Source organism: Shewanella sp. FDAARGOS_354, assembly GCF_002209245.2.
Classification (GTDB): Bacteria; Pseudomonadota; Gammaproteobacteria; order Enterobacterales; family Shewanellaceae; genus Shewanella; species Shewanella xiamenensis.
This window is the reverse complement of sequence record NZ_CP022089.2, coordinates 232,968-255,250: the sequence shown is the minus strand read 5'-3', so window position 1 is coordinate 255,250 and position 22,283 is coordinate 232,968. Positions and strand designations below refer to the sequence as shown.

At 46.2% G+C, this 22,283-nt stretch carries 21 protein-coding genes and 3 pseudogenes; 10 read left to right on the top strand and 14 right to left on the bottom strand.

Annotated features, from left to right (window positions below; genetic code table 11):
• The first annotated feature begins 20 nt into the window (after positions 1–20).
• The 3 genes and pseudogenes from CEQ32_RS01315 to CEQ32_RS01305 all read left to right on the top strand — a co-directional run.
• Positions 21–233 (top strand): DUF2892 domain-containing protein, encoded by a 213-nt coding sequence (locus CEQ32_RS01315; protein WP_069455258.1) that lies wholly within the window; start codon positions 21–23, stop codon positions 231–233.
• A 25-nt stretch (positions 234–258) separates the two neighbouring features.
• Positions 259–657 carry a rhodanese-like domain-containing protein gene (locus CEQ32_RS01310; RefSeq protein ID WP_037428230.1) on the top strand — a complete coding sequence of 133 codons (399 nt, stop codon included), beginning with the start codon at positions 259–261 and terminating at the stop codon, positions 655–657.
• Between the two features lie 585 nt (positions 658–1,242).
• A pseudogene (locus tag CEQ32_RS01305) lies at positions 1,243–2,475 on the top strand (S8 family serine peptidase); the annotation flags it as partial.
• A 62-nt stretch (positions 2,476–2,537) separates the two neighbouring features.
• Here the strand turns inward: CEQ32_RS01305 and tnpA are convergent.
• Positions 2,538–2,942, bottom strand: coding sequence for an IS200/IS605 family transposase (tnpA, locus tag CEQ32_RS01300; RefSeq protein ID WP_069453193.1), 405 nt, complete (start codon positions 2,940–2,942; stop codon positions 2,538–2,540).
• Between the two features lie 46 nt (positions 2,943–2,988).
• Here tnpA and CEQ32_RS01295 point away from each other — a divergent pair, with 46 nt between their 5' ends.
• Together CEQ32_RS01295 and CEQ32_RS23245 are read left to right on the top strand one after the other, a co-directional pair.
• A complete protein-coding gene (locus CEQ32_RS01295; RefSeq protein ID WP_069455259.1) occupies positions 2,989–4,083 on the top strand; it encodes an RNA-guided endonuclease InsQ/TnpB family protein in 1,095 nt (364 codons plus the stop codon).
• 9 nt (positions 4,084–4,092) lie between these two features.
• A pseudogene (locus CEQ32_RS23245) lies at positions 4,093–5,298 on the top strand (proprotein convertase P-domain-containing protein); the annotation flags it as partial.
• Between the two features lie 44 nt (positions 5,299–5,342).
• Here the strand turns inward: CEQ32_RS23245 and CEQ32_RS01285 are convergent.
• From CEQ32_RS01285 to CEQ32_RS01245, 9 genes are all read right to left on the bottom strand, one after another.
• On the bottom strand, positions 5,343–5,888 hold the full coding sequence (locus CEQ32_RS01285) for a YaeQ family protein (protein ID WP_037420235.1): 546 nt from the start codon (positions 5,886–5,888) through the stop codon (positions 5,343–5,345).
• An 85-nt stretch (positions 5,889–5,973) separates the two neighbouring features.
• Positions 5,974–6,885, bottom strand: coding sequence for a bifunctional precorrin-2 dehydrogenase/sirohydrochlorin ferrochelatase (locus tag CEQ32_RS01280; RefSeq protein ID WP_069455260.1), 912 nt, complete (start codon positions 6,883–6,885; stop codon positions 5,974–5,976).
• A 322-nt stretch (positions 6,886–7,207) separates the two neighbouring features.
• A complete protein-coding gene (locus tag CEQ32_RS01275; protein WP_037420242.1) occupies positions 7,208–7,525 on the bottom strand; it encodes a DUF2007 domain-containing protein in 318 nt (105 codons plus the stop codon).
• 261 nt (positions 7,526–7,786) lie between these two features.
• Positions 7,787–8,734 (bottom strand): protein translocase subunit SecF, encoded by a 948-nt coding sequence (gene secF / locus CEQ32_RS01270; protein ID WP_069455261.1) that lies wholly within the window; start codon positions 8,732–8,734, stop codon positions 7,787–7,789.
• Positions 8,735–8,746: 12 nt separating this feature from the next.
• Positions 8,747–10,597 carry a protein translocase subunit SecD gene (gene secD / locus CEQ32_RS01265; protein WP_069455262.1) on the bottom strand — a complete coding sequence of 617 codons (1,851 nt, stop codon included), beginning with the start codon at positions 10,595–10,597 and terminating at the stop codon, positions 8,747–8,749.
• A 17-nt stretch (positions 10,598–10,614) separates the two neighbouring features.
• Complete coding sequence (gene yajC / locus CEQ32_RS01260) at positions 10,615–10,947, bottom strand: preprotein translocase subunit YajC (protein WP_069455263.1); 333 nt, start codon at positions 10,945–10,947, stop codon at positions 10,615–10,617.
• 26 nt (positions 10,948–10,973) lie between these two features.
• A complete protein-coding gene (tgt, locus tag CEQ32_RS01255; protein WP_088586929.1) occupies positions 10,974–12,098 on the bottom strand; it encodes a tRNA guanosine(34) transglycosylase Tgt in 1,125 nt (374 codons plus the stop codon).
• Positions 12,099–12,258: 160 nt separating this feature from the next.
• The gene (queA, locus tag CEQ32_RS01250) at positions 12,259–13,296 is read right to left on the bottom strand and encodes a tRNA preQ1(34) S-adenosylmethionine ribosyltransferase-isomerase QueA (protein ID WP_069455264.1); all 1,038 of its coding nucleotides are present in this window, start codon (positions 13,294–13,296) and stop codon (positions 12,259–12,261) included.
• Positions 13,297–13,360: 64 nt separating this feature from the next.
• Positions 13,361–13,567, bottom strand: a complete 207-nt coding sequence (locus CEQ32_RS01245) for a hypothetical protein (protein WP_037420254.1) — start codon at positions 13,565–13,567, stop codon at positions 13,361–13,363.
• A gap of 188 nt (positions 13,568–13,755) precedes the next feature.
• Between CEQ32_RS01245 and CEQ32_RS01240 the strand changes: the two genes are divergently transcribed.
• The 3 genes from CEQ32_RS01240 to CEQ32_RS01230 all read left to right on the top strand — a co-directional run bounded on the left by CEQ32_RS01240 (position 13,756) and on the right by CEQ32_RS01230 (position 15,792).
• Complete coding sequence (locus tag CEQ32_RS01240) at positions 13,756–14,382, top strand: ACP phosphodiesterase (protein WP_069455265.1); 627 nt, start codon at positions 13,756–13,758, stop codon at positions 14,380–14,382.
• Positions 14,383–14,486: 104 nt separating this feature from the next.
• Entirely contained in the window at positions 14,487–15,041 is a 555-nt protein-coding gene (locus CEQ32_RS01235; protein ID WP_069455266.1) for a protein disulfide oxidoreductase, read from the top strand.
• Between the two features lie 79 nt (positions 15,042–15,120).
• Positions 15,121–15,792 carry an RluA family pseudouridine synthase gene (locus CEQ32_RS01230; protein ID WP_069455267.1) on the top strand — a complete coding sequence of 224 codons (672 nt, stop codon included), beginning with the start codon at positions 15,121–15,123 and terminating at the stop codon, positions 15,790–15,792.
• A gap of 133 nt (positions 15,793–15,925) precedes the next feature.
• Here the strand turns inward: CEQ32_RS01230 and CEQ32_RS01225 are convergent, their stop codons facing one another.
• Positions 15,926–16,360: a hypothetical protein gene (locus CEQ32_RS01225; protein WP_037420263.1), complete on the bottom strand. Its 435-nt coding sequence runs from the start codon at positions 16,358–16,360 to the stop codon at positions 15,926–15,928.
• 336 nt (positions 16,361–16,696) lie between these two features.
• Between CEQ32_RS01225 and CEQ32_RS01220 the strand changes: the two genes are divergently transcribed.
• Positions 16,697–18,076: a Gfo/Idh/MocA family oxidoreductase gene (locus CEQ32_RS01220; protein WP_047537287.1), complete on the top strand. Its 1,380-nt coding sequence runs from the start codon at positions 16,697–16,699 to the stop codon at positions 18,074–18,076.
• 65 nt (positions 18,077–18,141) lie between these two features.
• Here CEQ32_RS01220 and CEQ32_RS01215 read toward each other — a convergent pair whose 3' ends face one another.
• Both CEQ32_RS01215 and CEQ32_RS01210 read right to left on the bottom strand, forming a co-directional pair.
• Positions 18,142–18,666, bottom strand: coding sequence for a CIA30 family protein (locus CEQ32_RS01215; RefSeq protein ID WP_069455268.1), 525 nt, complete (start codon positions 18,664–18,666; stop codon positions 18,142–18,144).
• Positions 18,667–18,692: 26 nt separating this feature from the next.
• Positions 18,693–19,748 carry an RNA-guided endonuclease InsQ/TnpB family protein gene (locus CEQ32_RS01210; RefSeq protein ID WP_069455269.1) on the bottom strand — a complete coding sequence of 352 codons (1,056 nt, stop codon included), beginning with the start codon at positions 19,746–19,748 and terminating at the stop codon, positions 18,693–18,695.
• A 131-nt stretch (positions 19,749–19,879) separates the two neighbouring features.
• Here CEQ32_RS01210 and CEQ32_RS01205 point away from each other — a divergent pair.
• Positions 19,880–20,906: pseudogene (locus tag CEQ32_RS01205) on the top strand (IS630-like element ISSpu8 family transposase).
• A 95-nt stretch (positions 20,907–21,001) separates the two neighbouring features.
• Here the strand turns inward: CEQ32_RS01205 and sstT are convergent.
• Complete coding sequence (gene sstT, locus CEQ32_RS01200; RefSeq protein WP_037420273.1) at positions 21,002–22,228, bottom strand: serine/threonine transporter SstT; 1,227 nt, start codon at positions 22,226–22,228, stop codon at positions 21,002–21,004.
• Positions 22,229–22,283: the final 55 nt, after the last annotated feature.

Here is a 22,283-nt window from a genome sequence, read left to right as displayed (position 1 = left end):
GCTGCCTCTAGGAGCAAGCTATGTCACTCGAACGCAGCATTATGGCCTTTGCCGGATTTATGGTGTTACTGTCTTTGGTATTAACCGCTTTTGTTCACCATAACTTTTTATGGTTAACCGCCTTCGTAGGCGCTAACCTATTCCAAAGCGCTTTCACGGGTTTTTGCCCAGCGGCAATGATTTTACGCAAACTCGGCGTCAAATCCGAAGCTGAAATCGCTAAACAACGTTAATGCAGATTTGCAAAGGAGAAAGTCAGTGTTTAACAAGTTATTGTTTGGCAGTAAAAAATTACTTGGAGTAGCCCTATTGAGTCTTTTGTCACTCTCCATAGTACCTCATGCAGCAAATGCGGCAGATCAACAGCCTCAAGTAGCATGGGAGAAAATCGCTGCTGGGGCCATGGTGCTTGATGTTCGCACCCCTGAGGAATTTGCCGCGGGCCATTTAGCCAATGCGGTTAATATTCCCTTTGAGCAAGTCGCCGCAGAATTCGCTAAACGCGGTATCGCCAAAGATGCGCCAGTGGTGTTGTATTGCCGCAGCGGTCGACGCAGCAGTATCGCGACCGAAGCCTTAGTCGCGGCGGGTTACACTCAAACCTATAACGGTGGCGGTTATCAGACCTTAGCCGACGCTCAGCCTAAAACAGAGTAACTTGCTGTTTCGATTCACGATGGAAAAGCGCCTGTTGGCGCTTTTTTATATTTCTGCCGAGATTCATGTATCTCACCCACCACTCACTAGTCGATTATCCTGTTGCGCTCATGCATAAAAGCCAATAAATTGGCAAATGCCAAACCACCGACGCATCAACTCAATAAAATTGCATAATCAATCACTTGAATTAAACTCAACATCAAACGCTTAAAAATACTATAGATTTCTCACCTTTTAATTCCAAAAAATTATAAATTTAAATTTCAACCACTTAAGCAATCATCTTAACTCATTATTCGCTGTTAAAGCCGCTAGAATTCACTTTTACTTATTCACCTTTTCCACATAAATAAACATAAATAGCACCAACACATTCGTTACAAGTTGTAACAATTGATTATTTATTCAATAAATTCGCTTATTACCTCAGGCAGTTTTACCAACCGCCATACCATTAACATTTAATTTACAAATACTTACACGAAAGATAAATTCACTAACCGAGTAGCATCTGAGTCGTAGTTATTCTTTAAAAGCACAAAATAATAATGATTAACTCTAAATTGAACATGGAAGAAAAACATGACAATCAACCGAACCACTAAAATAGCCCTGAGTGTATCCAGCTTAGCTATTGCAATTTCAGCAAGTGTTCATGCTGCCCCCGACGTACCGGGTTTCAACGCGGCGATGCAAGCACAGACCTCTCCTTTACCTAAGCGCTATATCGTTAAATTTAAAAATGCCGATGCTCCCGCTCTGATGTCTGTCGATAGTGCTCAAGTCAGCGACCAATTACCCACCACCATGAACTACCAGCCTAAAGTGGCTGAAATTAGCGCCCAGCACAGTGTGCTGAACAAGGCGCAAGCCAAAGAAATGAAGCGTATTGGCCGCAGTAACAGCTACTCAGTTAAGCTGGATAACAATGGCATTAAGGCATTAAGAGCCCGCGCCGATGTGGAATATGTGGAAGAAGACATGCCACGTAGGCTCTTAAGCGAAACAACGCCTTGGGGACAAACCTTTGTGGGTGCGACCCAATTAAGCGATAGCCAAGCGGGTAACCGCACCATCTGTATTATCGACTCAGGTTATGACCGTGGTCACAGCGACTTAAGCGGTAACAATGTCACAGGCACCAATAACTCCGGCACCGGTAATTGGTTTGAACCTGGCAATAACAATGCCCATGGTACCCACGTTGCTGGTACTATCGCGGCGATCGCCAACAACGACGGCGTGATTGGCGTGATGCCAAATCAAAATGCCAATATCCATGTGATTAAAGTATTTAATGAAGCTGGCTGGGGTTACTCATCTTCACTCGTATCTGCGGTCGATACCTGCGTGAATAATGGCGCCAATGTGGTCACCATGAGTTTAGGTGGCGCAGGCTCAAGTACAACCGAGCGCAATGCCTTAGCTGCCCACTACAATAACGGCGTACTCTTGATTGCAGCCGCGGGTAACGATGGTAACAATACCCATAGCTACCCCGCTTCGTACGATGCGGTAATGTCAGTAGCGTCTGTTGATAATCACAAAGACCACTCAGCCTTCTCGCAATACACCAACCAAGTCGAGATCTCGGGTCCTGGTGAAGCAATTCTCTCTACCGTTACACGCGGTGAAGGACGTTTAGCCGATATTACTATCGGTGGTCAGTCATACTTTAACTCCGGCGTTGTGCCACACAATCGCTTTACGCCATCAGGCACTAACTATGCGCCCAATCCATACAATGGCACGGCAACCGCAACCTTAGCCGAATGTACGGTTAGCGGCTCAACCTTCAACTGCGGCAATATGACCAAAATGCGCGACAAGCCCCGTGCTTTTAGCGCGGGGAAGGATAGCGCAAGTTGCGAAGCAACTTAATGCGGCCTATCTTGTTGCTCAATATATTGCCTTAATACGTCTATTGGAGCGCCCCCAACAGATCCTGCAAAGTAGCTGGGCGACCAAAGTGCATTTTTCATGTAGGCTGGCTTATGAAGATTTGGATAGTACTGTTTCAACTTCCTGCTAGAAACCCCCTTTAGACTATTAACCAGCTTCGATATAGCCACTTTCGGTGGGTAGTTCACTAACAGGTGAACGTGGTCTTGCTCCCCGTTAAACTCTACGATCTCAGCCTCAAAATCCGCACAGACCTTTTCCATGATGTCTCGCATCGTTTTTAGATGCGCATCCGTAAATAACTTGCCACGATATTTAGCAATAAAAATAAGATGCACATGCATCATAAATATGCAGTGCCTTCCTCTTCGTAATTCCATAGGCCAACCTTTACAATCAAGCTTAAAGAACCTATATTAGTGCATTATGAGCATTCAGACCAAAACTTTAAGTGTTAGGGTAAAAGATAAACATGCGAAGCTGTTAAGACAGATGGCGTATGAAGTAAATCAATGCTTTAACCTGGCCAACGAACTAACCATGAAAGCGAGTCGCAACTATAGCGATGCTGGCGCGGTTAGACCTGTCTGGATGTCGGCTTACGATGTGCAAAAACCGATTCTAAGTTTTAGGAACGAATCTGGATTTATTATTCCATCCCACACAGCTCAAGAGGTCTGCGCCAAACACGCCCAAGCAAGAAAACAATTCAAACGAGCGAAGTTACGTTGGCGAATAAGCTCAGGCTCTAAACGCTCTCTTGGCTTTGTGCCGTTTAAAAAAGGTTCTGCTAAGTGGAAGAGTGGGCAAGTCTTATTCGCAAAACAGCACTTTAAGGTTTGGGATACCTACGGGCTTTCACAATACGAGTTTACTTCAGGATCTTTCTCTGAAGACTCAAGAGGACGCTGGTACTTTAATGTGTGTGTTCATGTAGGCGCCTCAGCGCCCACCTCTGGAAAGACAGCCATCGGTATCGATCTAGGGTTAAAAGATACGGCAACTTGCAGTGATGGGGCTAAATTAGAACGGGGGAACTTCTACCGCGATCTAGAGGCGGATTTAGGCGTTGCCCAAAGAGCAAATAAGAAAAAGCGAGTCAAGGCCATTCATGCGAAGATCAAGAATCGTCGCAAAGATGCTTTGCATAAATTTAGTACGCGGCTGGTCAATGAAAATGCCGCAATATTTGTTGGCGATGTGAGCAGCTCCAAGTTAGCGAAAACTAAAATGGCAAAATCGGTTTTAGACGCAGGCTGGTCAATGCTCAAAACACAATTGGAATATAAAGCGATAGCGCGGTCAGTTGTGTTCGAAATAGTCAATGAATCCTACTCCACCCAGACCTGTTCGAGCTGTGGGGCGATCCCCGTCAGCAGTCCGAAAGGTAGAACTGGTCTTGGAATAAGAGAATGGGTGTGCTCTAAGTGCGGAGCAGAGCACGACCGCGATATAAACGCGGCAACCAATATTCTCGCGGCGGGGCATCGCCGTCTAGCTGTAGGAATCCCCGTGCTTTAGCGCGGGGAGGATGTCAACAACAAAGTCTGTCTAGTTGAGCGTGTGGGTAACCAAGGCACTTCTTATCCAGAAATCAATGCGGTAAAAGCCTGTAAGAATGCGGGCGCTAGCGCTGTTATCGTGTACAGTAACACCGCCTTACCTGGACTACAAAACCCCTTCTTGATCGATGCTAACAGCGAAATCAACATGGTGTCAGTGTCTGTTGACCGTGCAACCGGTCTAGCACTGCGTAACCAGTTAGGCGCAACCGTTACCGTAAGCAACCAAGGTAATAAAGACTACGAGTACTACAACGGTACATCGATGGCGACTCCACATGTGTCAGGCGTGGCAACCTTAGTGTGGAGCTATCACCCAGAATGTAGCGCTGCTCAGGTGCGTAACGCACTCAAGCAAACGGCTGAAGACTTAGGCACAGCTGGCCATGATGATTACTATGGTTATGGTCTGGTCAATGCCGTTGCAGCGAAAACCTTCTTAGATGCGTCCTGTAATGGTCCTACGGATCCGGTTGACCCTACACCAACTGACAGCGTGTTAGTGAACGGTGTGCCAAAAACTGGTCTAAGCGGCGCCGCCAGTGAAGAACTGTATTTCTCTTTTGAAGTACCACAAGGTGCAACTAACTTAGGCTTTGTGATGAACGGTGGCACGGGTGATGCGGATCTGTACGTACAGTACGGCGCAGCGCCAACGACCTCAAACTACGATTGCCGTCCATACAAAGGTGGTAACAGTGAATCTTGCCCAATCAGCAACGTTCAATCAGGTACTTACTACGCGATGGTGAAAGGCTATTCAGCCTTTAGCGGTGTATCGTTAACCGCAAGCTACACAGCCCAAAGCGGTGGTGGTACTCCTACCACGCCAGCAAGCTACACCAACACCGATAACTACAATATTCCTGATAACAAGACCACAGGTATCACGAGCCCAATCACAGTTACTCGCACGGGTAACTCAGGCACAGTGACTGCCGTGGTGAATATTGTTCACCCTTATATTGGTGACTTAAAAGTGCAGCTTATCAGCCCTACAGGCCAAACGGCAACACTGCATAGCAACACTGGCGCAGGCGCAGACAATATCAATAAGAGCTACACAGTGGATATGACTGGCATTGAGTCAAGCGGTGTGTGGAAACTTAAAGCGGTAGATAGCGGCCGTGGTGACGTAGGCTATATCGATAGCTGGGAATTGAAATTCCAATAATCACAGCGAATTAACACAAGAGCCTGCAATCGCAGGCTCTTTTATTATTGATAATCCTTAAGCATCTCTGGTTCGATAAGCAGACTATGCTCATTATCCGATAACCAGACTTGCCCTTCACTGATAGACGCTTGCAGCGACATAGTGCGGCTCACTAAGGCCTCCATCGCCGTCACTGACTCTTCGGCAATATTCCATACTTTCAAATTTTTATAGCGCTCTAATGCCGCTTGATTCTGTTTCCACCAAATAGGAACACTACGTCCGCCGTAGGTAAACAGCTGCACCGCTTTCGCACGGCCGCTCGCCTTACGCAGCCATTTTTCATCGGCTTGGCCAAACTCAATCCACAGGTTGACTTCCCCTGAGAGACTCTTATCCCACAGTTCGGGTTCATCATCGACGCACAATCCCTTAGTAAAGCTTAAGGTCTCGGAAGCATTGAGGATAAATGCCAGCAAACGTACCATCATGCGGCCATCGGTTTCCGAAGGATGCTGAGCCAATGTCAGTTGATGATCTTGATAATATCCTCGGTCCATATCGGCGATCTGAAGATTGACCTTAAACACGGTCGCTTTAAGCGCCATAGTACATCCTAAGCTTAATGATAAAAAATAACGGCGAGTCTACCTAAGACTCGTCGTCAGCTCAAACAAACTGCGATAAAGAAGACTAAATCGCCCCGGGGCGTAAATGCTTCGCGACAGGAAAGTGGGCCTTTAGCTGATTAATTTTCTGAGTATCTGCAACAATCAGCATCCTTGTGCCCTGCTCATATTCGTGAGTTATTTCGCTCAGAGCGAGCAATCCGCCGCGGTTAGCATCACGGCGAACGAATTCTGATAATTCATCCGTTAAGATCTCTTGGCTATAAATCCAGTCAAGGCGTTGCAGTAACGGCATGGCCGCCAGCGGCAATAACTCGACGGGGGTGGCCTCATCCAATAACAGGATTTCTCCACGGCTGACAATATGGTTAAAAGCATTTTGGTAATGCTCTAGCGTACGTGCATCAAACCTATCACCATTGGTATCGAAAAAACGTTCCCAAAATAACCGACGTGTCGCGGTTTTGGTGAGGCGTTGTTGTACTTCGAGACGTTTGTCGGCCACAAAGTCAAATAGCGGTTTCAAGGATTGCGGTAGACTGGTTTCTAATCTCGCTCGGATGGTACGGGCAAATACAGGTGCGGCCCCTGCGGTACTGATCGCCACAACAAGTCGCCCTCTATCCACGATGGACGGCGTAATAAAACGGCAAAAAGCGGGATTGTCCACGGCATTAACCCAAATGCCACGCTCAGTGGCTAAGGTCGCTAATTCACTATTGAGTTTATCGTTGGCCGTTGCGAGATAAATAAGATCGTAATTTTGAATATCAGCCTGCACGACTGATCGTTGTGACAATAATATCCGTCCCTTATCAGCATAGGCTTGCACCTCAGAATTTACCTCTGGCGCAATAACATGGATATTCGCTTCGGTACGCGTCAGCAAGGCAAGTTTACGACTCGCTACATCCCCGGCCCCAACAAGCAGCACATTCAGATTAACGGTATCAATAAATAACGGGAAATATTGCATCGTATAAGCCTAATAAATATTGAGTAAAAACAAACTTCAATTATTTTCATGCACAGGGTTAACATCTGTTTTGGTCTATATAAAAATCAAGGCTCTGATTATAAACAGCGTTAACTCAACATTATGAATAAGCGCATTATCTGACAGAATAATGCAGGCATATCTTATCGTACTAACTAAATGATAAGTCAGCGTAGATTAACACGATACTCAACAATAAATACTTAATAGTATGAATAAGTTAGAAAATTTTTATCTAAATAAAAATATGCAATAATGGTCGGGAATATGGATCCCGACGATAGATGGATTGATGAGTAAATTAATTATGGCTCTCGCTACGCTCAGCACTACAATGCCAACACAATTCGAAGCTGCCCTCATTCATCTCATGGCACTGTACACATTGCCATTGGGGACTAACCACATCCAAGCCGCTTAATTGCGCTTGTGCGTTAGCCAACTGCGACTCTCGAACCCAAAGCTCAACATTGTGAAGATTGGCAGGTAACTCACCGACGCCACCCAACAAGGCCTCTCCACGCAACTCCACATGAATACCACAGGCTTCTAATAATCCCTTCCATGTATGGGCCTGTAATAGGTTTCCACCAGCAATTAATGTTTTACGTTCTTCCATGCGACTTCCTACTGCATTTATCTTTTAAAAATAGCGGCAGCCGACATCCTACAGTGAAATAACTGAGCCTGTCGAGTGCTGTTTTTTACGCCAGTTGTTAATCAATTTAACATTTACGTTTTACAGCATTAGTCACTATAAAGTTGTGAGTTTGATAGCAGATTATCGAAAGTGAGTAATCATGGCGAAAAAAATGCCACTTTAAAAGTGGCATTTTTATCAACAATATTGGTATCTAAAATAGATTAATTTGAGACCCATTTACGGCATCATCGGTGGTTGATCTGCACCTTCTTTCTCTATCTCAACTGGCATCATATGCTCACGGCAAATGCCGAGTTTGATCGCTAAGAAACTCGCCACATAGATAGAAGAGTAAGTACCAACGAAAATACCCAGTAACAGTGCGGTCGCAAAGCCATGGATCATGGTGCCGCCCTTCAGGAACAGCGCAACAACTGTCACCAGCGTCGTACCCGTCGTGATAATGGTACGGCTCATGGTTTGGGTAATTGAAATGTTCACGACTTCTTCAGGATCGCTCTTACGCATCTTGAGGAAGTTTTCACGGATACGGTCAAATACCACAATGGTATCGTTCAGTGAGTAACCCACAACGGTTAACAGACCGGCTAATACTGTTAGGTCAAACTCCAGTTGAAATACTGAAAACACCCCTAAGGTCACAATCACGTCATGGGCCAATGCCGCGACTGAACCCGCAGCCAAACGCCATTCGAAACGAAACGACACGTAGATCATGATACAGATTAATGCAACTAACACGGCTAAACCGCCCTGCTCAGCCAGTTCTTTACCCACCTGAGGACCGACGAATTCAACCCGTTTTTGTTGAACGCCTGTATCCACTTGCTGGGCAGCTGTCATCACAGATTTAACCTGGGCATCGCTGCTCACGCCTTCTTTCACCGACAGACGAACTAACACGTCGCGACTTGAACCAAAGTTTTGCACAATCGCGCCATCTAATTCAGGCGATGACAGTTTTGTACGCAACACGTTCAAATCAACAGGTTGAGTGAACTCCATCTCAACCACAGTACCGCCAGTAAAGTCTAAGCCCCAGTTGATACCCTTAGTCGCCAGAGAAACAAGCGAACCAAATACCAAAATGGCCGACATAATACTGATAGGCAGCGCATGACGGAGGAAGTTAACCGTACGTTTTAAAGATAAAATTTCTAACATTATCGCTTCCCCTTAGATAGACAGCGTCTTCACGCGCTTACCGCCCCAAATCGCGTTAACGATTGCGCGAGTTCCCACGATAGCGGTAAACATTGATGTCGCAATACCGATCATCAGGGTCACAGCGAAGCCTTTGATCGCGCCCGTACCTACGGCGAACAGGATCAATGCTGTTATGAAGGTAGTAATGTTAGCGTCGGCGATAGTAGAGAATGCGTTGCCGTAACCTTCGTGAATGGCCTGCTGCACACTGCGACCTGCACGTAACTCCTCACGAATACGCTCGTAAATCAGTACGTTACCGTCAACCGCCATACCCACAGTTAACACCATACCCGCAATACCTGGCAGGGTTAACACGGCGCCAGGGATCATAGACATCACCCCAACCACCATCACTAGGTTTGCCGTTAGGGCCAAGTTGGCGATAAAGCCAAAACTGCGGTAGTAAACCAACATGAAGATAAGCACGACTGCCATACCCCAGATCATGGCTTGCACACCGCTTTCGATGTTTTCCGCACCCAGGCTTGGACCAATGGTACGCTCTTCCACAATCGATACTGGCGCGATCAAAGCACCTGCACGTAGCAATAACGCGAGGTTTTGTGCTTCACCGTGGCTTAACCCAGTGATCACAAAGTTGCGGCCTAAACGTGCTTGAATCGTCGCAACTGAAATCACTTCTTCGATTTTCAGCATTTTGACGCTGCCATCGGCGTTACGTTCACCACTGTCTTTATATTCAATGAATAAGGTCGCCATCGGCTTACCGATATTGTCCTTAGTCACGTTAGAAAAAATGGTACCGCCTTTAGCGTCGAGGTTAATACTTACCTGTGGACGGCTATATTGGTCAAAGCTAGGTTGTGCGCCAGTGATATGATCACCCGTTAGCATCACTTCCTTCTTCAGCACCACTTGACCGCCTTCACGGCGTTGATACACCTCAGAACCCGCGGGTACACGGCCAGATTGCGCCGCATTAGGGTCAGCCTTATCGTCCACCATATGGAATTCAATCGATGCGGTTGCACCTAAAATTTCCTTGGCGCGAGCAGTATCTTGTACACCTGGTAACTCAACGATAATACGCTCAGCACCTTGGCGTTGTACCACAGGCTCTGATACCCCTAACTCGTTTACACGGTTACGGATAGTGGTAATGTTTTGCTGCAGTGCTTCTTCTTTAATCTGCTTGAGATAGATTTCGCTCATCACAGCTTGCAGGGCAAAATCTTCACCCTTGCTCACATCGGTGAACACCATATCGTTGCTGCGAGATTTTAAGAAACGTTCTGCACTGGCTAAACTTTCAGCATCACGGAATTTAATCTCGATACCTTGGGCATTTATACGAATGCCCGCGTAACGGATTTTTTCTTCACGTAATTGCGAACGGAAATCAGCCACTTTGGCTTCTTCCATCTTACGAATGGCTTCGCCCATGTCCACTTCCATCAGGAAGTGCACACCACCACGAAGGTCCAAACCGAGTTTCATTGGGCTACCACCCATAGACTCGAGCCATTTAGGTGTTGCAGGGGCAAGGTTAAGTGCTACGGTAAACTTATCACCTAAGTCTTCGGCGATAGTTTCCTTGGCCAACAACTGTTGATCCGCGTTTTGTACGCGAACCAACAATTGGCCTTTTTCAAGCTCAGAACGCTTTACCGCAATGCCCTTACTGGCTAACAGCTCGTTCACTCTGGCTTGGGTAGATGCCGTGACTTCAGCACCTCGAGTCGCCACTACTTGCACCGCATGATCTTCACCGAACAGGTTAGGTACGGCATAGAAACAACCTATGGCGATGATAAGCACCACCATAATGTTCTTCCACATTGGGTATTTATTTAACACGCCTGAGCCCTCTTGGCTTACAACGACTGGATAGAGCCCTTAGGCAATACAGCTGCAATGTAATCTTTTTTAATTGTAATTTGAGTCGTGTCGTTCAAGCTCAGTAACACGTAGTCATTGTCATCGCTGATCTTCGCAATCTTGCCTAAAATGCCGCCGCTGGTCAGCACTTCATCACCTTTTCCAAGTGATGACATCAGGTTTTTGTGCTCTTTAACACGCTTCGATTGCGGACGGAAAATCATGAAATAGAAAATCAGGCCGAAAATCACCAGCATGAAAATCAATTCCATAGTGCCACCACTCTGTGGAGCGCCACCAGCATTTGCATATGCATTTGAAATGAACATAGTTTTCTCTTCTTATTAGCAAAAAATCAATCGACTAACTCTAGTACTTCGCGACCTTGGCTGGTATAGAAGTCCTTCACAAAGGCGTCTAATGTACCCGTCTCAATCGCACCGCGCAAACCTTCCATTAACATTTGATAGTATCTCAAGTTGTGAATGGTGTTTAAACGCGCACCCAGAATCTCATTACAACGATCTAAATGGTAAAGGTATGCCCGTGAATAGTTTTTACAGGTATAACAATCACACTTAGGATCGAGCGGTGAAGTGTCATCACGATGACGCGCGTTGCGGATCTTGATGACACCTTCACTGGTAAACAGATGGCCGTTGCGGGCGTTACGGGTTGGCATCACACAGTCAAACATGTCGATACCACGACGCACACCTTCAACTAAATCCTCTGGCTTACCGACCCCCATCAGATAGCGCGGCTTGTCAGCAGGAATTTGTGGACAGACATGCTCAAGAATGCGGTGCATGTCTTCCTTAGGCTCACCTACGGCCAAACCACCGACGGCATAACCGTCGAAACCAATTTCGACTAAGCCTTTTAAGCTCTCGTCGCGTAAATCTTCATAAACACTGCCTTGGATAATCCCAAATAATGAATTGGGGTTTTCCAGGCGGTCAAACTCGTCGCGTGAACGCTTAGCCCAACGCAGTGACATCTGCATAGACTTGCGCGCTTCATCTTCGGTTGCTGGATACGGAGTACATTCGTCAAAAATCATTACCACATCACTGCCCAATGCATGTTGAATTTGCATTGATTTTTCAGGATCTAAGAAGATTTTCTCGCCGTTGATTGGCGAGCGAAAATGCACACCTTCTTCGGTAATTTTACGAATGTCACCCAAACTGAACACTTGGAAACCGCCCGAATCGGTCAGAATAGGACGCTGCCAATTCATAAAATCGTGAAGGTCACCATGCTTACGCATGATTTCTTCGCCAGGGCGTAACCACAGGTGGAAAGTGTTACCGAGCAGAATATCGGCGCCAGTAGCACGCACTTCTTCTGGCGTCATCCCTTTTACCGTACCGTAAGTCCCTACAGGCATAAATGCTGGGGTTTCGACTGTACCACGTTCAAAAATCAAGCGACCACGGCGCGCACGGCCGTCGGTAGTGTCAAGTTCAAATTTCATCATTCACCTCGCCAGATAAACAGTCTGACTACATTTTTAATGGCAAGCGCCATTTTGATTAACAATAGAGATAGGGACAGTTCAAAAAGGTTCAACCTTTGGCTGAAAAAATACCCGCCCAAACTCAATGTGGGCGGCTATTTTAAAACAAAATCTTGGTCTAGTGAGCTTTTTTCGTCACAAACATGGCATCGCCATAGCTAAAGAAGCGATATTTTTGCGTGATTGCGTGTTGATACGCCGCCATAACATGATCAAAACCCGCAAAGGCACTAACCAACATGATGAGCGTCGATTCAGGGAGGTGAAAGTTAGTGATCATGACATCGACGATTTGGAACTGATACCCAGGGTAGATAAAGATATCGGTATCACCGCTAAAGGCTTTAAGTTCGCCTTCACTTGCACGGGCCGCACTCTCCAGTGAACGTACAGACGTCGTGCCCACAGCAACCACACGCTTGCCTGCCGCTTTCGTTTGGGCAATTAAATCCACCACATCCTGCGGCACATTGGCCCACTCGGAATGCATTTTGTGCTCGAGCACATTATCGACGCGCACAGGTTGGAAGGTGCCTGCACCGACATGCAGAGTCACAAAGGCGATATTTACGCCCTTGGCTTTTAATGCCTCAAGCATGACATCATCAAAGTGTAGACCCGCCGTAGGCGCGGCAACCGCACCGGGGTTCTGGTTATACACGGTTTGATAGCGCTCTTTATCGGCATCCTCATCGGGACGGTCGATATAAGGAGGCAATGGCATATGCCCTACTGCTTCGAGCACTTCTAAAATTGTGAGATCGGATAAGAGTTCGAGTTCAAATAAGGCGTCATGGCGCGCAGCCATCTTCATCTCATAACCGCCGTCGAGATGAATAATGCTATCTACTTTCGGGGATTTAGAGCTGCGCACATGGGCGAGGATACGCTTATCGTCGAGCATACGCTCAACTAAAATCTCGAGTTTGCCACCACTGGCCTTTTGGCCAAATAAGCGTGCGGGGATCACCCGGGTATTGTTAAATACCATTAAATCGCCGGGATTAATCATCTCCAGCAGATCGGTAAACTGTTTATCGGCGAGCGTGCCAGTATTGCCATCTAAGGTTAACAGACGTGACGCCGTACGTTGCGCCATGGGATAACGAGCGATAAGTTCGTCGGGAAGATCGAAAGAAAAGTCTGTTACGCGCATGCAAAGGCCTCTAGATAGCTTAGAACGGCGGCTAGTCTATGGTTAGAGGCCAATAAGATCAAGATTACTTGTTCACGATATCCATATCGGTCACTGCATCCTGCTCATTGAGCGTATTTGAGCTCAATGCGTCATCTACATCATATTTAGCCCGAGTGCGGGCAAAATGATCGATGCTGAAACTATGTTGCTCATAGGGAATATCAACCAGCATTTTTTTACGTTTGGGACGCTCGTCTTTACCAAGCATTTTGATGAACCAGTTCCACATCGTCCATGATCCTTAACAGGTTAGTTGATTGGCGCATTTTCTGTCTTTAGCATCAGCATTTACACTCCTGTTAGAAATGCTGAATCTAGCACTACCTTACAAAAGCACACGATTTTTGCCTATTTGCACTTTCCTCAGTGCGCCTGCCCATGATAACGTGAACCAACGCGATTAACCAAGCACAAAAAATGAACATTCTTACACACTTACATCTGGCTGATATCAGTAAAACCCACCTTGGTGCCAATCTAGCAGGCAATTTTATTACCGCGTCGATAGACTATGCCCCACAAGCACTACGCCAAGGACTGTGGTTAAACCATGAAATCAATCAGCTCTGCGCGACCCATGAGTTGACTCAAGAACTCATCGCATTGTTTCCTAAACAGTTAACAAGCATAGCAGCAGATTTGATGTTCATCAGTTTCGATTATTATTTAGCCTTCTACTGGGAAGAATATCATCATCTGTCACTGCCTGATTTTAGCCAAAAAGCCTATAGTGAACTGGCAGAATTTGCCGCGCAAAGCGATGTGTATCACCCTCAGCCATGCCTAGACATTATCGCCGATATGCGCCGTCAAGATTGGTTAAACGGCTACGCCACACCTAAGGGCATTCAACAGGCATTAACCCAAAGGGCCAAAGGTCATCCCCACAGTGCCTTATTTAACGGCGCGGATAAAATTTTAGCCCAAATGCAGATTGAGACAGAAACCGCCTTTCGCACCTTCTACCCCCAGTTGATGGCCTATACCCGTATTTGGAGCCGTAAAACTCCGAGTGACTATTTACCCAGTGGCTCAGCCGACTAAGCTCTAAGTCGAACGCCTGCATTCTGGTATCAAGCCTTGTTTAAGCCTAAGCGTTTACCCTAACGACTTTGCGATAACTCCAATTCAGTGAGGTTCCCGTCACAATGACGTCAGCAAACTCAAGCGCTAAACCAGCTCAACCACTCAGTTGGCGCCAAAAACTGCAAAGCCCTCGATTTTGGCTAAAGCAGCTTAGGGATTTAACCATTATGGCGCTACTGCTCTATGGGGTAAGCCTCTATTTACAACGGGATATGGTCACAGGCCAAGCGCCAGTATTAAGCGGTATTACCATTGATGGCAGCAAGTTTGCACTTAATACAACCCAAACTGAGCCAACATTAGTCTATTTCTGGGGAACCTGGTGCCCAGTATGCCGCGTAACATCGCCGATGGTTGAGACCATCAGCCAAAATCATCGGGTGATTTCAGTCGCCGTTGCTTCAGGTAGTGATAGCGAGATTCAAACCTTTATGGATGAACATCAATATCACTTTCCGGTACTTAATGATGATAGTGGAACGCAAAGTGCTTTCTGGGGCGCGATGGCATTTCCAGCCATTTATGTTATCGATACGCAAGGAAATATTCGTTACGTTACCTCAGGAGTAACGTCTACCTGGGGGATGAAGTTTAGATTATGGTTAGCGCAGTTTTAATGCCCCATGACATTGTTGAGAATATACTGCTTAGTAACTGATATTTTGCTAGTATGGCCGCGCAAAAGATGAGGATACGATGCAGATATTTGATTACCAGCCCCCTTCAGTCCCTTGGTTAGATCTTCGCTATCAAGATAGAGATGTGATCGTTATTAATAAACCTTCGGGCTTATTGTCCAACCCCGGCAGAGCCGCACATACCTTCGATTGTGCCCTCACTCGGCTGCAACGTCTTTATCCTGAAACGATTCTGGTGCACAGACTCGACTGCGCCACCTCAGGAATTATGGTTTTTGCGCGCAATAAAAAAGCCGAATCCCACTTAAAAACCCAGTTTCAAGATCGACAAAGTGAGAAAGTGTATATTGCCGAGGTCATGGGACTGGTCGAGCTGGATGCAGGTATGATTGATTTAGCTATCGCCCCCGATCCCGAGCACCCACCCTATCAAAAGACGCAAGCGGCGGGGACGGCTGGCGCGAAAAGTGCTCTTACCCATTACCGAGTGCTCGAAAGACGCGAAAACAGCACCTTAGTGGAATTAACCCCAGAAACGGGCCGAACCCACCAGCTTAGGGTACATATGCTCGCCCTTGGGCATCCCATTTTAGGGGATGAATTTTATGGTAATGCTGAGGTGATCAAGGCCAGACCGAGACTGTGTCTCCATGCCCAAAGCTTGAGCTTTACCCATCCGTATTCGGGTAAAAGGATGCATTTTTTCAGTCAGCATCCTTTCAATGAATAATCGGCAAAAATACAAGAGGTCGCATTAAGCGACCTCTGTTTTAACCAAACCTGACCATTCCGCTACACAGGGATAAGCTTGAGAGGGAATATTATTCGCCCAACTCAGTTGCCATTAAAAAATCACAACCGTTTTAAGCAACACGCTGATTAAAATCAATATCCGCAACTAATTTATCTACTTGAAAATAACTGCCCTGTTCGTTGCAAAATTGCAGTTGCATATTAGGCGTTACCATAAAATACTCACCGAAGAAATTACCGCCTACATCTTCTACTTTTTTGCCCTGTGGCGTATCAGTTAAATTGACTTCATCTAAGCTATGGCAGCCATCACTGAACCAAGTTTCTAAATAATATTTATCTGCTTCTTTATAGAGGGTAATTTTGTCACCTAGCAGTGGACGCTCATCTAACCAACGACCAATAATTTCACGATTTTGCATATCTGTCTCCCGCCAATGTAGGCGACGGCGTTTTTCAATCCCAGACATCCTGATATCCTTATGCAATACCCACTCACCTAAAGTGAACGTCAGTTGTGGTAGTACATTAAGCATAGAACCCATTTACCGCTTTACTCCCCCGAGTCGCAAATTACATCAAACTCATCAAAAAATGTAATTTTTTGGTTAAATTTAATTTGCTAAACATTTAAAAACTAAAAGATAATTTAGCTTGATTAATTAATGGGCAGTGTAGCTTAATTAGAAAATAAAAACGCGATCTTTATCACTATTTATCTATCGCTAAAGTAAAGATAAATAACCTGTTGCAATACGGTTTATTTAATTACGTATGAATGAGCTTGTTACATCTTTTAATGTCAACTTACAGTGAGATTCTGATATAACAAGATGGATTAAAATCGCCCTACAAATAAACAGCAATAAAGCAGGAAGCCTATGCACAATATTCATCGCCGCCATTTTCTGAAAGCCGCAGGCGCGGTCACTGCCGGTCTTGTTACGGCCAATATTGCCCTCGATGCTACCGCCAGTAACGTTGCCCCGAAACCCAGTCGCGGGAAATCAGTTATTGGACTCATTGCCCCTAAAATGGAGGTGGTTAGAGTTGGTTTTATCGGTGTGGGAGAGCGTGGATTTAGCCATGTCGAACAGTTTTGTCACTTAGACGGCGTGGAGCTAAAAGCCATTTGCGATACGCACCAAGCGGTTATTGATAGAGCGGTTGAGCATATCGTTAAACAAAAACGGCCAAAACCTGCGATCTATACTGGCAATGATCTGAGCTATCGCGAGCTATTAAACCGTGATGACATTGATATTGTGATTATTTCCACTCCGTGGGAATGGCATGCTCCGATGGCTATCGACACTATGGAAAGTGGTAAACACGCCTTTGTTGAAGTTCCACTCGCCCTCACCGTCGAAGAGTGCTGGCAAATCATCGATACCGCCGAGCGTACCCAGAAAAACTGCATGATGATGGAAAACGTCAATTACGGCCGTGAAGAATTGATGGTGCTTAACATGGTGCGCCAAGGCTTATTTGGCGAATTACTCCACGGCGAAGCCGCTTATATCCATGAACTGCGCTGGCAAATGAAAGAAATTGACCATAAAACCGGCTCATGGCGCACTTATTGGCATACTAAACGCAATGGTAATTTATATCCCACTCACGGTTTAGGGCCTATTTCCCAGTATATGAATATCAACCGTGGTGACAGATTCGATTACCTGACTTCCATGAGTTCGCCAGCTTTAGGTCGTGCTTTATATGCTAAGCGAGAATTTCCCGCCGATCATGAACGTAATCAGCTCAAATACATTAATGGCGATATGAGCACTAGCCTGATTAAAACCGTGAAAGGCAGAACCATTATGGTTCAACACGATACCACCACCCCAAGACCCTACAGTCGCCATAATCTAATCCAAGGCACTAACGGTGTGTTTGCTGGCTTCCCTAATCGTATCGCAATCGAAAATGGGGGTTTTGGTCAGAGTTACCACGAGTGGGATATGGACATGCAAAAGTGGTATGACAAATACGATCACCCACTGTGGCAACGTATTGGTAAAGAAGCCGAAATCAACGGCGGTCACGGCGGCATGGATTTTGTGATGCTTTGGCGAATGATCTATTGCCTACGTAACGGCGAGGCACTCGATCAGGATGTCTATGATGGTGCGGCTTGGTCTGTGGTCAATATTTTAAGTGAACAATCACTCAATAACCGCAGTAACTCAGTAAACTTCCCCGACTTTACCCGCGGCGCATGGGAACATGCTAAGCCCCTAGGGATAGTGGGAGCCTAAATCGCGCTGAGTTGAGCGTGTAGCAGTAGATTAAGGGGACAAGCATTAGCTTATCCCCTTATGACTCAATAACAGCCTATTGATTTAATTTTTAATGCAAAATCACCACTTTGCTGCGCACCAATCACTAGCCCAATACTTGTGAGACGACTCAAATCAATCTCAGCACGCTCAATCGGCTTGCCACGGCACTGGGGATGAAACGCTGTAAAGGGGATTTCAATACGTTGCCAGTGAATAATACTGCCACCATTAACGCCAAAAGACTGATGCTTAGCATCGGGCATCGGTGCTTGATAAACCGTACTCTGCGGCGTGTCGGCATCTTTGAGATTCACTTTGTAGTGCTTGCTTCTATCACGGTCGAGTTCGAGATAAATCCCAGTGAATTCACTCACATTTTTGGGTTCAAACTCACAGCGCACCGAGGCAAACCCGCCACCATTGGCGAGTGACACATGGCCGCTAAACACCCCATAGCCTAACGGAGAGATGGTGAGCTTACTGCGTGACAAACCGCCCATCACAGTATCATTAACGCCATACCAAGACTTTGCCGCATTTAACTCTTTAAAATCGAAAAGGATCATAACTACTCCCTTGACATCCTCCCCCCCTAAAGGAGGTGGATTCCTACCGCTAGACGGCCATGCCCGGCCGCAAGAATGTTCTTCGCTGCATTGATATCTCTATCATGCGCAGTGCCACAACCACTGCAAGTCCATTCTCTTATTCGCAAACCTGTCCTACCTTTCGGACTGCTGGCGGGGATCTCCCCGCAGCACCAACACGTTTGGGTTGTGTAACTTTCATTGACTTCTTCAAAAACAACGCCTGCGTGAGCGCATTTATATTCCAGCATTGTTTTTAACATTCCCCAACCAGCATCTAAAACGGACTTAGCCATTTTGGTTTTTGCCAAACCTAGGGAATTGACGTTACCAACAAAAATCGCCGCGTTTTCATTGACCAACTGGCGACTGTATTTGTGCAAATCATCCTTGCGGCGATTGCGAATTTTGGCGTGGATCGCCTTAGCTCGTTGTTGTTTGTGTGCTCGCTGAGCTAATCCTAATAGCCGCTCTAGCTTACGGTATTGCCGACCAGTGACACCGTTGCCATTGCTGTCCGTGGCGGCCTCTTTACAACCCAGATCAACACCGACACTGGCCGCACCTGAGCTTGGTCGTGTTTCTATTTCCACCACAACATTGAAGTACCAGCGACCGCGAGCGTCCTCATTGAACGTGGCCGTTTTGAACTGATATTGACTCAGACCGTAACTATCCCACACGCTGTAATAGTGCCCGTTGAAAAACACTTGGCAGTTCTTCCACTTAGCCGCGCCCGTATTAATCGGTATCCAACCGAGTGAGCGCCTAGCTCCGCCAGACTTGCGCCAGTTAAGGCGAACCTTTTTAAATTGGACTCGGCGTGTAACGTACTCTTTAGCAATACATTGGAGCGTCTGACTGTGAAGCCCTAACTCCTTGTTTGCGCCTTTGGTGTAAGGATGAATATCAAATGCAGACAAAAAACGCCCACGCTCTTTGATAGCGCATGAGCTTAATTCGTTAATGTAGTTCCAGACAAAGTTAACCGCTTTAGCTTGCTGAATGAGTAAGCTTCGGTGTTTGTCTTTGACTCGGACTTTAAGTGTTTTCGTCGGCATTTTCGTATATTTATACAGTCACCGATAGAATGCAATGGGCGCTTACATCCCCGCACTAAAAGTACGAGGTATTATACCAATTATATTAATTATGTGATCTAATTGGTCATCAGTTTTTAATCATACAAAATATGAATAATCCCCACATCGCAGCCTTAGTAAAATCGGAGAAAAGTGCACGCAAACGTATGCGCTATCTTGCCTTACTCCATTTCACTGAAGGTCATTCTCGTACCGCCATCGCAAGCATGCTTAAGGTCAGTAGAACCAGTGTCAATCGCTGGGTCACCGCCTATTTAACCCATGGGCTGACTGGCCTTGACGATGCGCCCAATCCGGGCCGTCCTGCGACACTGTCCATCGCACAACAAGCTAAGCTTAAAGCGTTCGTACAGCACAGAAGTCTATCTGAACAAGGTGGCAGGTTGATGGCCAAGGATGTCGGCCTATTTATTCAGTCTGAATTTGGTGTGACGTTCAAGCAAGCAAATATCTACCGCTTGCTGCATCAACTTGGCTTCTCATGGATTACCACTCGCTCTCGCCACCCGAAACAATCTGAGGCTATACAAGAGGCTTTTAAAAAACTTCCGGATGGCAACGATCCTTAACACACCTGGGCACGTTGCACTCGATCGCATTGACGTTTGGTTTCAAGATGAAGCCCGCTTTGGCCAACAGAATACCACCACCCGTATTTGAGCTGAGAAAGGGACCCGTCCACGGGCCGTCAAGCAGCAACAATTTGAATCAGCGTATCTATATGGCGCCGTGTGTCCGGCAACGGGGGCGACACAAGCGATTATTGCCCCGCATGCCAATAGCGAATATATGAACGAGCATTTAAAACTGATTTCAGCCGCCACCGCATTTGGGCGCCATGCGCTGGTCATCATGGACGGCGCAGGCTGGCATCAACAGGATTTGGCCGATGACTTTGATAATCTGACGCTTCTCAAGTTGCCACCTTATTCACCGGAGTTGAATCCAATAGAGCAGGTATGGCAATGGCTGCGTCAAAATGTGTTGGCCAATCGTTGTTTTAGTGGTTATGACGATATTGTCGAACAGTGCTCTATCGCATGGAATACCTTCATTGAGAAGAAAGCAAGAGTGATAGAATTGTGTACTAGACCATGGACAATTTTGACCAGTTAGTTAATGGAATTGGTATTACGCTTAATGAGATAAAAAAGCAGCCACCGAACTGACTGCTCCTATGATACTTTCTTCTACACTAACAACAGCACACTTTATCCAAGTTTAGCTTTGTTTTCAGCGGCTTCACAAGCAGCCGCGGTAAAAATCACGTCCGTAGAGCTATTCAGTGCCGTTTCGGCAGCATCTTGGATCACGCCGATAATAAAACCAACAGCAACCACTTGCATCGCCACATCGTTAGAAATGCCAAACAAGCTACAAGCAAGCGGAATAAGTAGTAACGAACCACCCGCCACACCGGATGCGCCACAGGCAGAAATAGCAGCTACCACGCTAAGCAGCAAGGCAGTCAGCAGATCAACTTGAATCCCCAAAGTATGTGCCGCAGCTAAAGTCAGTACGGTAATCGTAATCGCAGCGCCGCCCATATTGATGGTTGCCCCTAACGGAATAGAGACTGAATAAGTATCTTCGTGCAGATTTAACTTTTCACACAATGCCATATTCACTGGAATATTGGCCGCACTTGAGCGGGTGAAAAATGCCGTCACACCACTCTCACGCAGACAGCGGATCACAAGTGGATAGGGATTACGTTTGATTTTAACGTAAACAATCAGCGGGTTAATAATTAAGGCGATAATAGCCATCGCACCGAGCAATACGGCTAATAACTGAGCGTAGCCCGCAATTGCCGCAAAACCGGTTTCAGCAAATGTGGCAGCAACTAGACCAAAAATACCAATAGGCGCTAACCGAATGATAAAATGCACCATTTGCGAAATACCATGGCTCACATCCGCAAACACTTGTTTGGTTGAATCACTCGAATGATGTAAGGCTAAGCCAAGACCCACGCCCCAAGCCAAAATACCTATGTAGTTCCCCGTCATCAGGGCATTCACGGGATTATCAACCAGTTTAAACAACAGGGTGTTAATCACCTCACCAATTCCCTGTGGCGGACTGGTGCCTTCAACACCCGCAACTAACACCAGATTAGTCGGGAACATCATACTTAAAATCACTGCGGTTAATGCCGCAGCAAAGGTACCCAATAAGTACAACACCACGATTGGGCGCATATTCGTTTGAGTATTTTTCTTTTGATTCGCAATGGAGGATGCCACGAGAATAAAGACTAGAATAGGCGCTATCGCTTTTAATGCACCAACAAATAAACTACCTAAAAAAGCGACTTGTTTGGCCCATTCATGTGAAAAACTGGCTAAAGCGACACCAGCGATAATCCCGACGAGAATTTGCAGCACCAAACTGCTATTAGCCAACTTGGCTAAAAAAGATGATTCTTGTTTCATTACTTAACCTATCGTTATTATATTTCGGCTGAGTTTCCCCATCCCACACCTTCAA

Excerpts from the sequence above, each read along its gene's own strand:
- CEQ32_RS01315 (WP_069455258.1), top strand. The coding sequence starts at position 21 with ATGTCACTCGAACGCAGCATTATGGCCTTTGCCGGATTTATGGTGTTA.
- tnpA (WP_069453193.1), bottom strand. The coding sequence starts at position 2,942 with ATGGAATTACGAAGAGGAAGGCACTGCATATTTATGATGCATGTGCAT.
- CEQ32_RS01295 (WP_069455259.1), top strand. The coding sequence starts at position 2,989 with ATGAGCATTCAGACCAAAACTTTAAGTGTTAGGGTAAAAGATAAACAT.
- CEQ32_RS01285 (WP_037420235.1), bottom strand. The coding sequence starts at position 5,888 with ATGGCGCTTAAAGCGACCGTGTTTAAGGTCAATCTTCAGATCGCCGAT.
- CEQ32_RS01280 (WP_069455260.1), bottom strand. The coding sequence starts at position 6,885 with ATGCAATATTTCCCGTTATTTATTGATACCGTTAATCTGAATGTGCTG.
- CEQ32_RS01275 (WP_037420242.1), bottom strand. The coding sequence starts at position 7,525 with ATGGAAGAACGTAAAACATTAATTGCTGGTGGAAACCTATTACAGGCC.
- secF (WP_069455261.1), bottom strand. The coding sequence starts at position 8,734 with ATGTTAGAAATTTTATCTTTAAAACGTACGGTTAACTTCCTCCGTCAT.
- yajC (WP_069455263.1), bottom strand. The coding sequence starts at position 10,947 with ATGTTCATTTCAAATGCATATGCAAATGCTGGTGGCGCTCCACAGAGT.
- tgt (WP_088586929.1), bottom strand. The coding sequence starts at position 12,098 with ATGAAATTTGAACTTGACACTACCGACGGCCGTGCGCGCCGTGGTCGC.
- queA (WP_069455264.1), bottom strand. The coding sequence starts at position 13,296 with ATGCGCGTAACAGACTTTTCTTTCGATCTTCCCGACGAACTTATCGCT.
- CEQ32_RS01245 (WP_037420254.1), bottom strand. The coding sequence starts at position 13,567 with ATGTGGAACTGGTTCATCAAAATGCTTGGTAAAGACGAGCGTCCCAAA.
- CEQ32_RS01240 (WP_069455265.1), top strand. The coding sequence starts at position 13,756 with ATGAACATTCTTACACACTTACATCTGGCTGATATCAGTAAAACCCAC.
- CEQ32_RS01235 (WP_069455266.1), top strand. The coding sequence starts at position 14,487 with ATGACGTCAGCAAACTCAAGCGCTAAACCAGCTCAACCACTCAGTTGG.
- CEQ32_RS01230 (WP_069455267.1), top strand. The coding sequence starts at position 15,121 with ATGCAGATATTTGATTACCAGCCCCCTTCAGTCCCTTGGTTAGATCTT.
- CEQ32_RS01225 (WP_037420263.1), bottom strand. The coding sequence starts at position 16,360 with ATGGGTTCTATGCTTAATGTACTACCACAACTGACGTTCACTTTAGGT.
- CEQ32_RS01220 (WP_047537287.1), top strand. The coding sequence starts at position 16,697 with ATGCACAATATTCATCGCCGCCATTTTCTGAAAGCCGCAGGCGCGGTC.
- CEQ32_RS01215 (WP_069455268.1), bottom strand. The coding sequence starts at position 18,666 with ATGATCCTTTTCGATTTTAAAGAGTTAAATGCGGCAAAGTCTTGGTAT.
- CEQ32_RS01210 (WP_069455269.1), bottom strand. The coding sequence starts at position 19,748 with ATGCCGACGAAAACACTTAAAGTCCGAGTCAAAGACAAACACCGAAGC.
- sstT (WP_037420273.1), bottom strand. The coding sequence starts at position 22,228 with ATGAAACAAGAATCATCTTTTTTAGCCAAGTTGGCTAATAGCAGTTTG.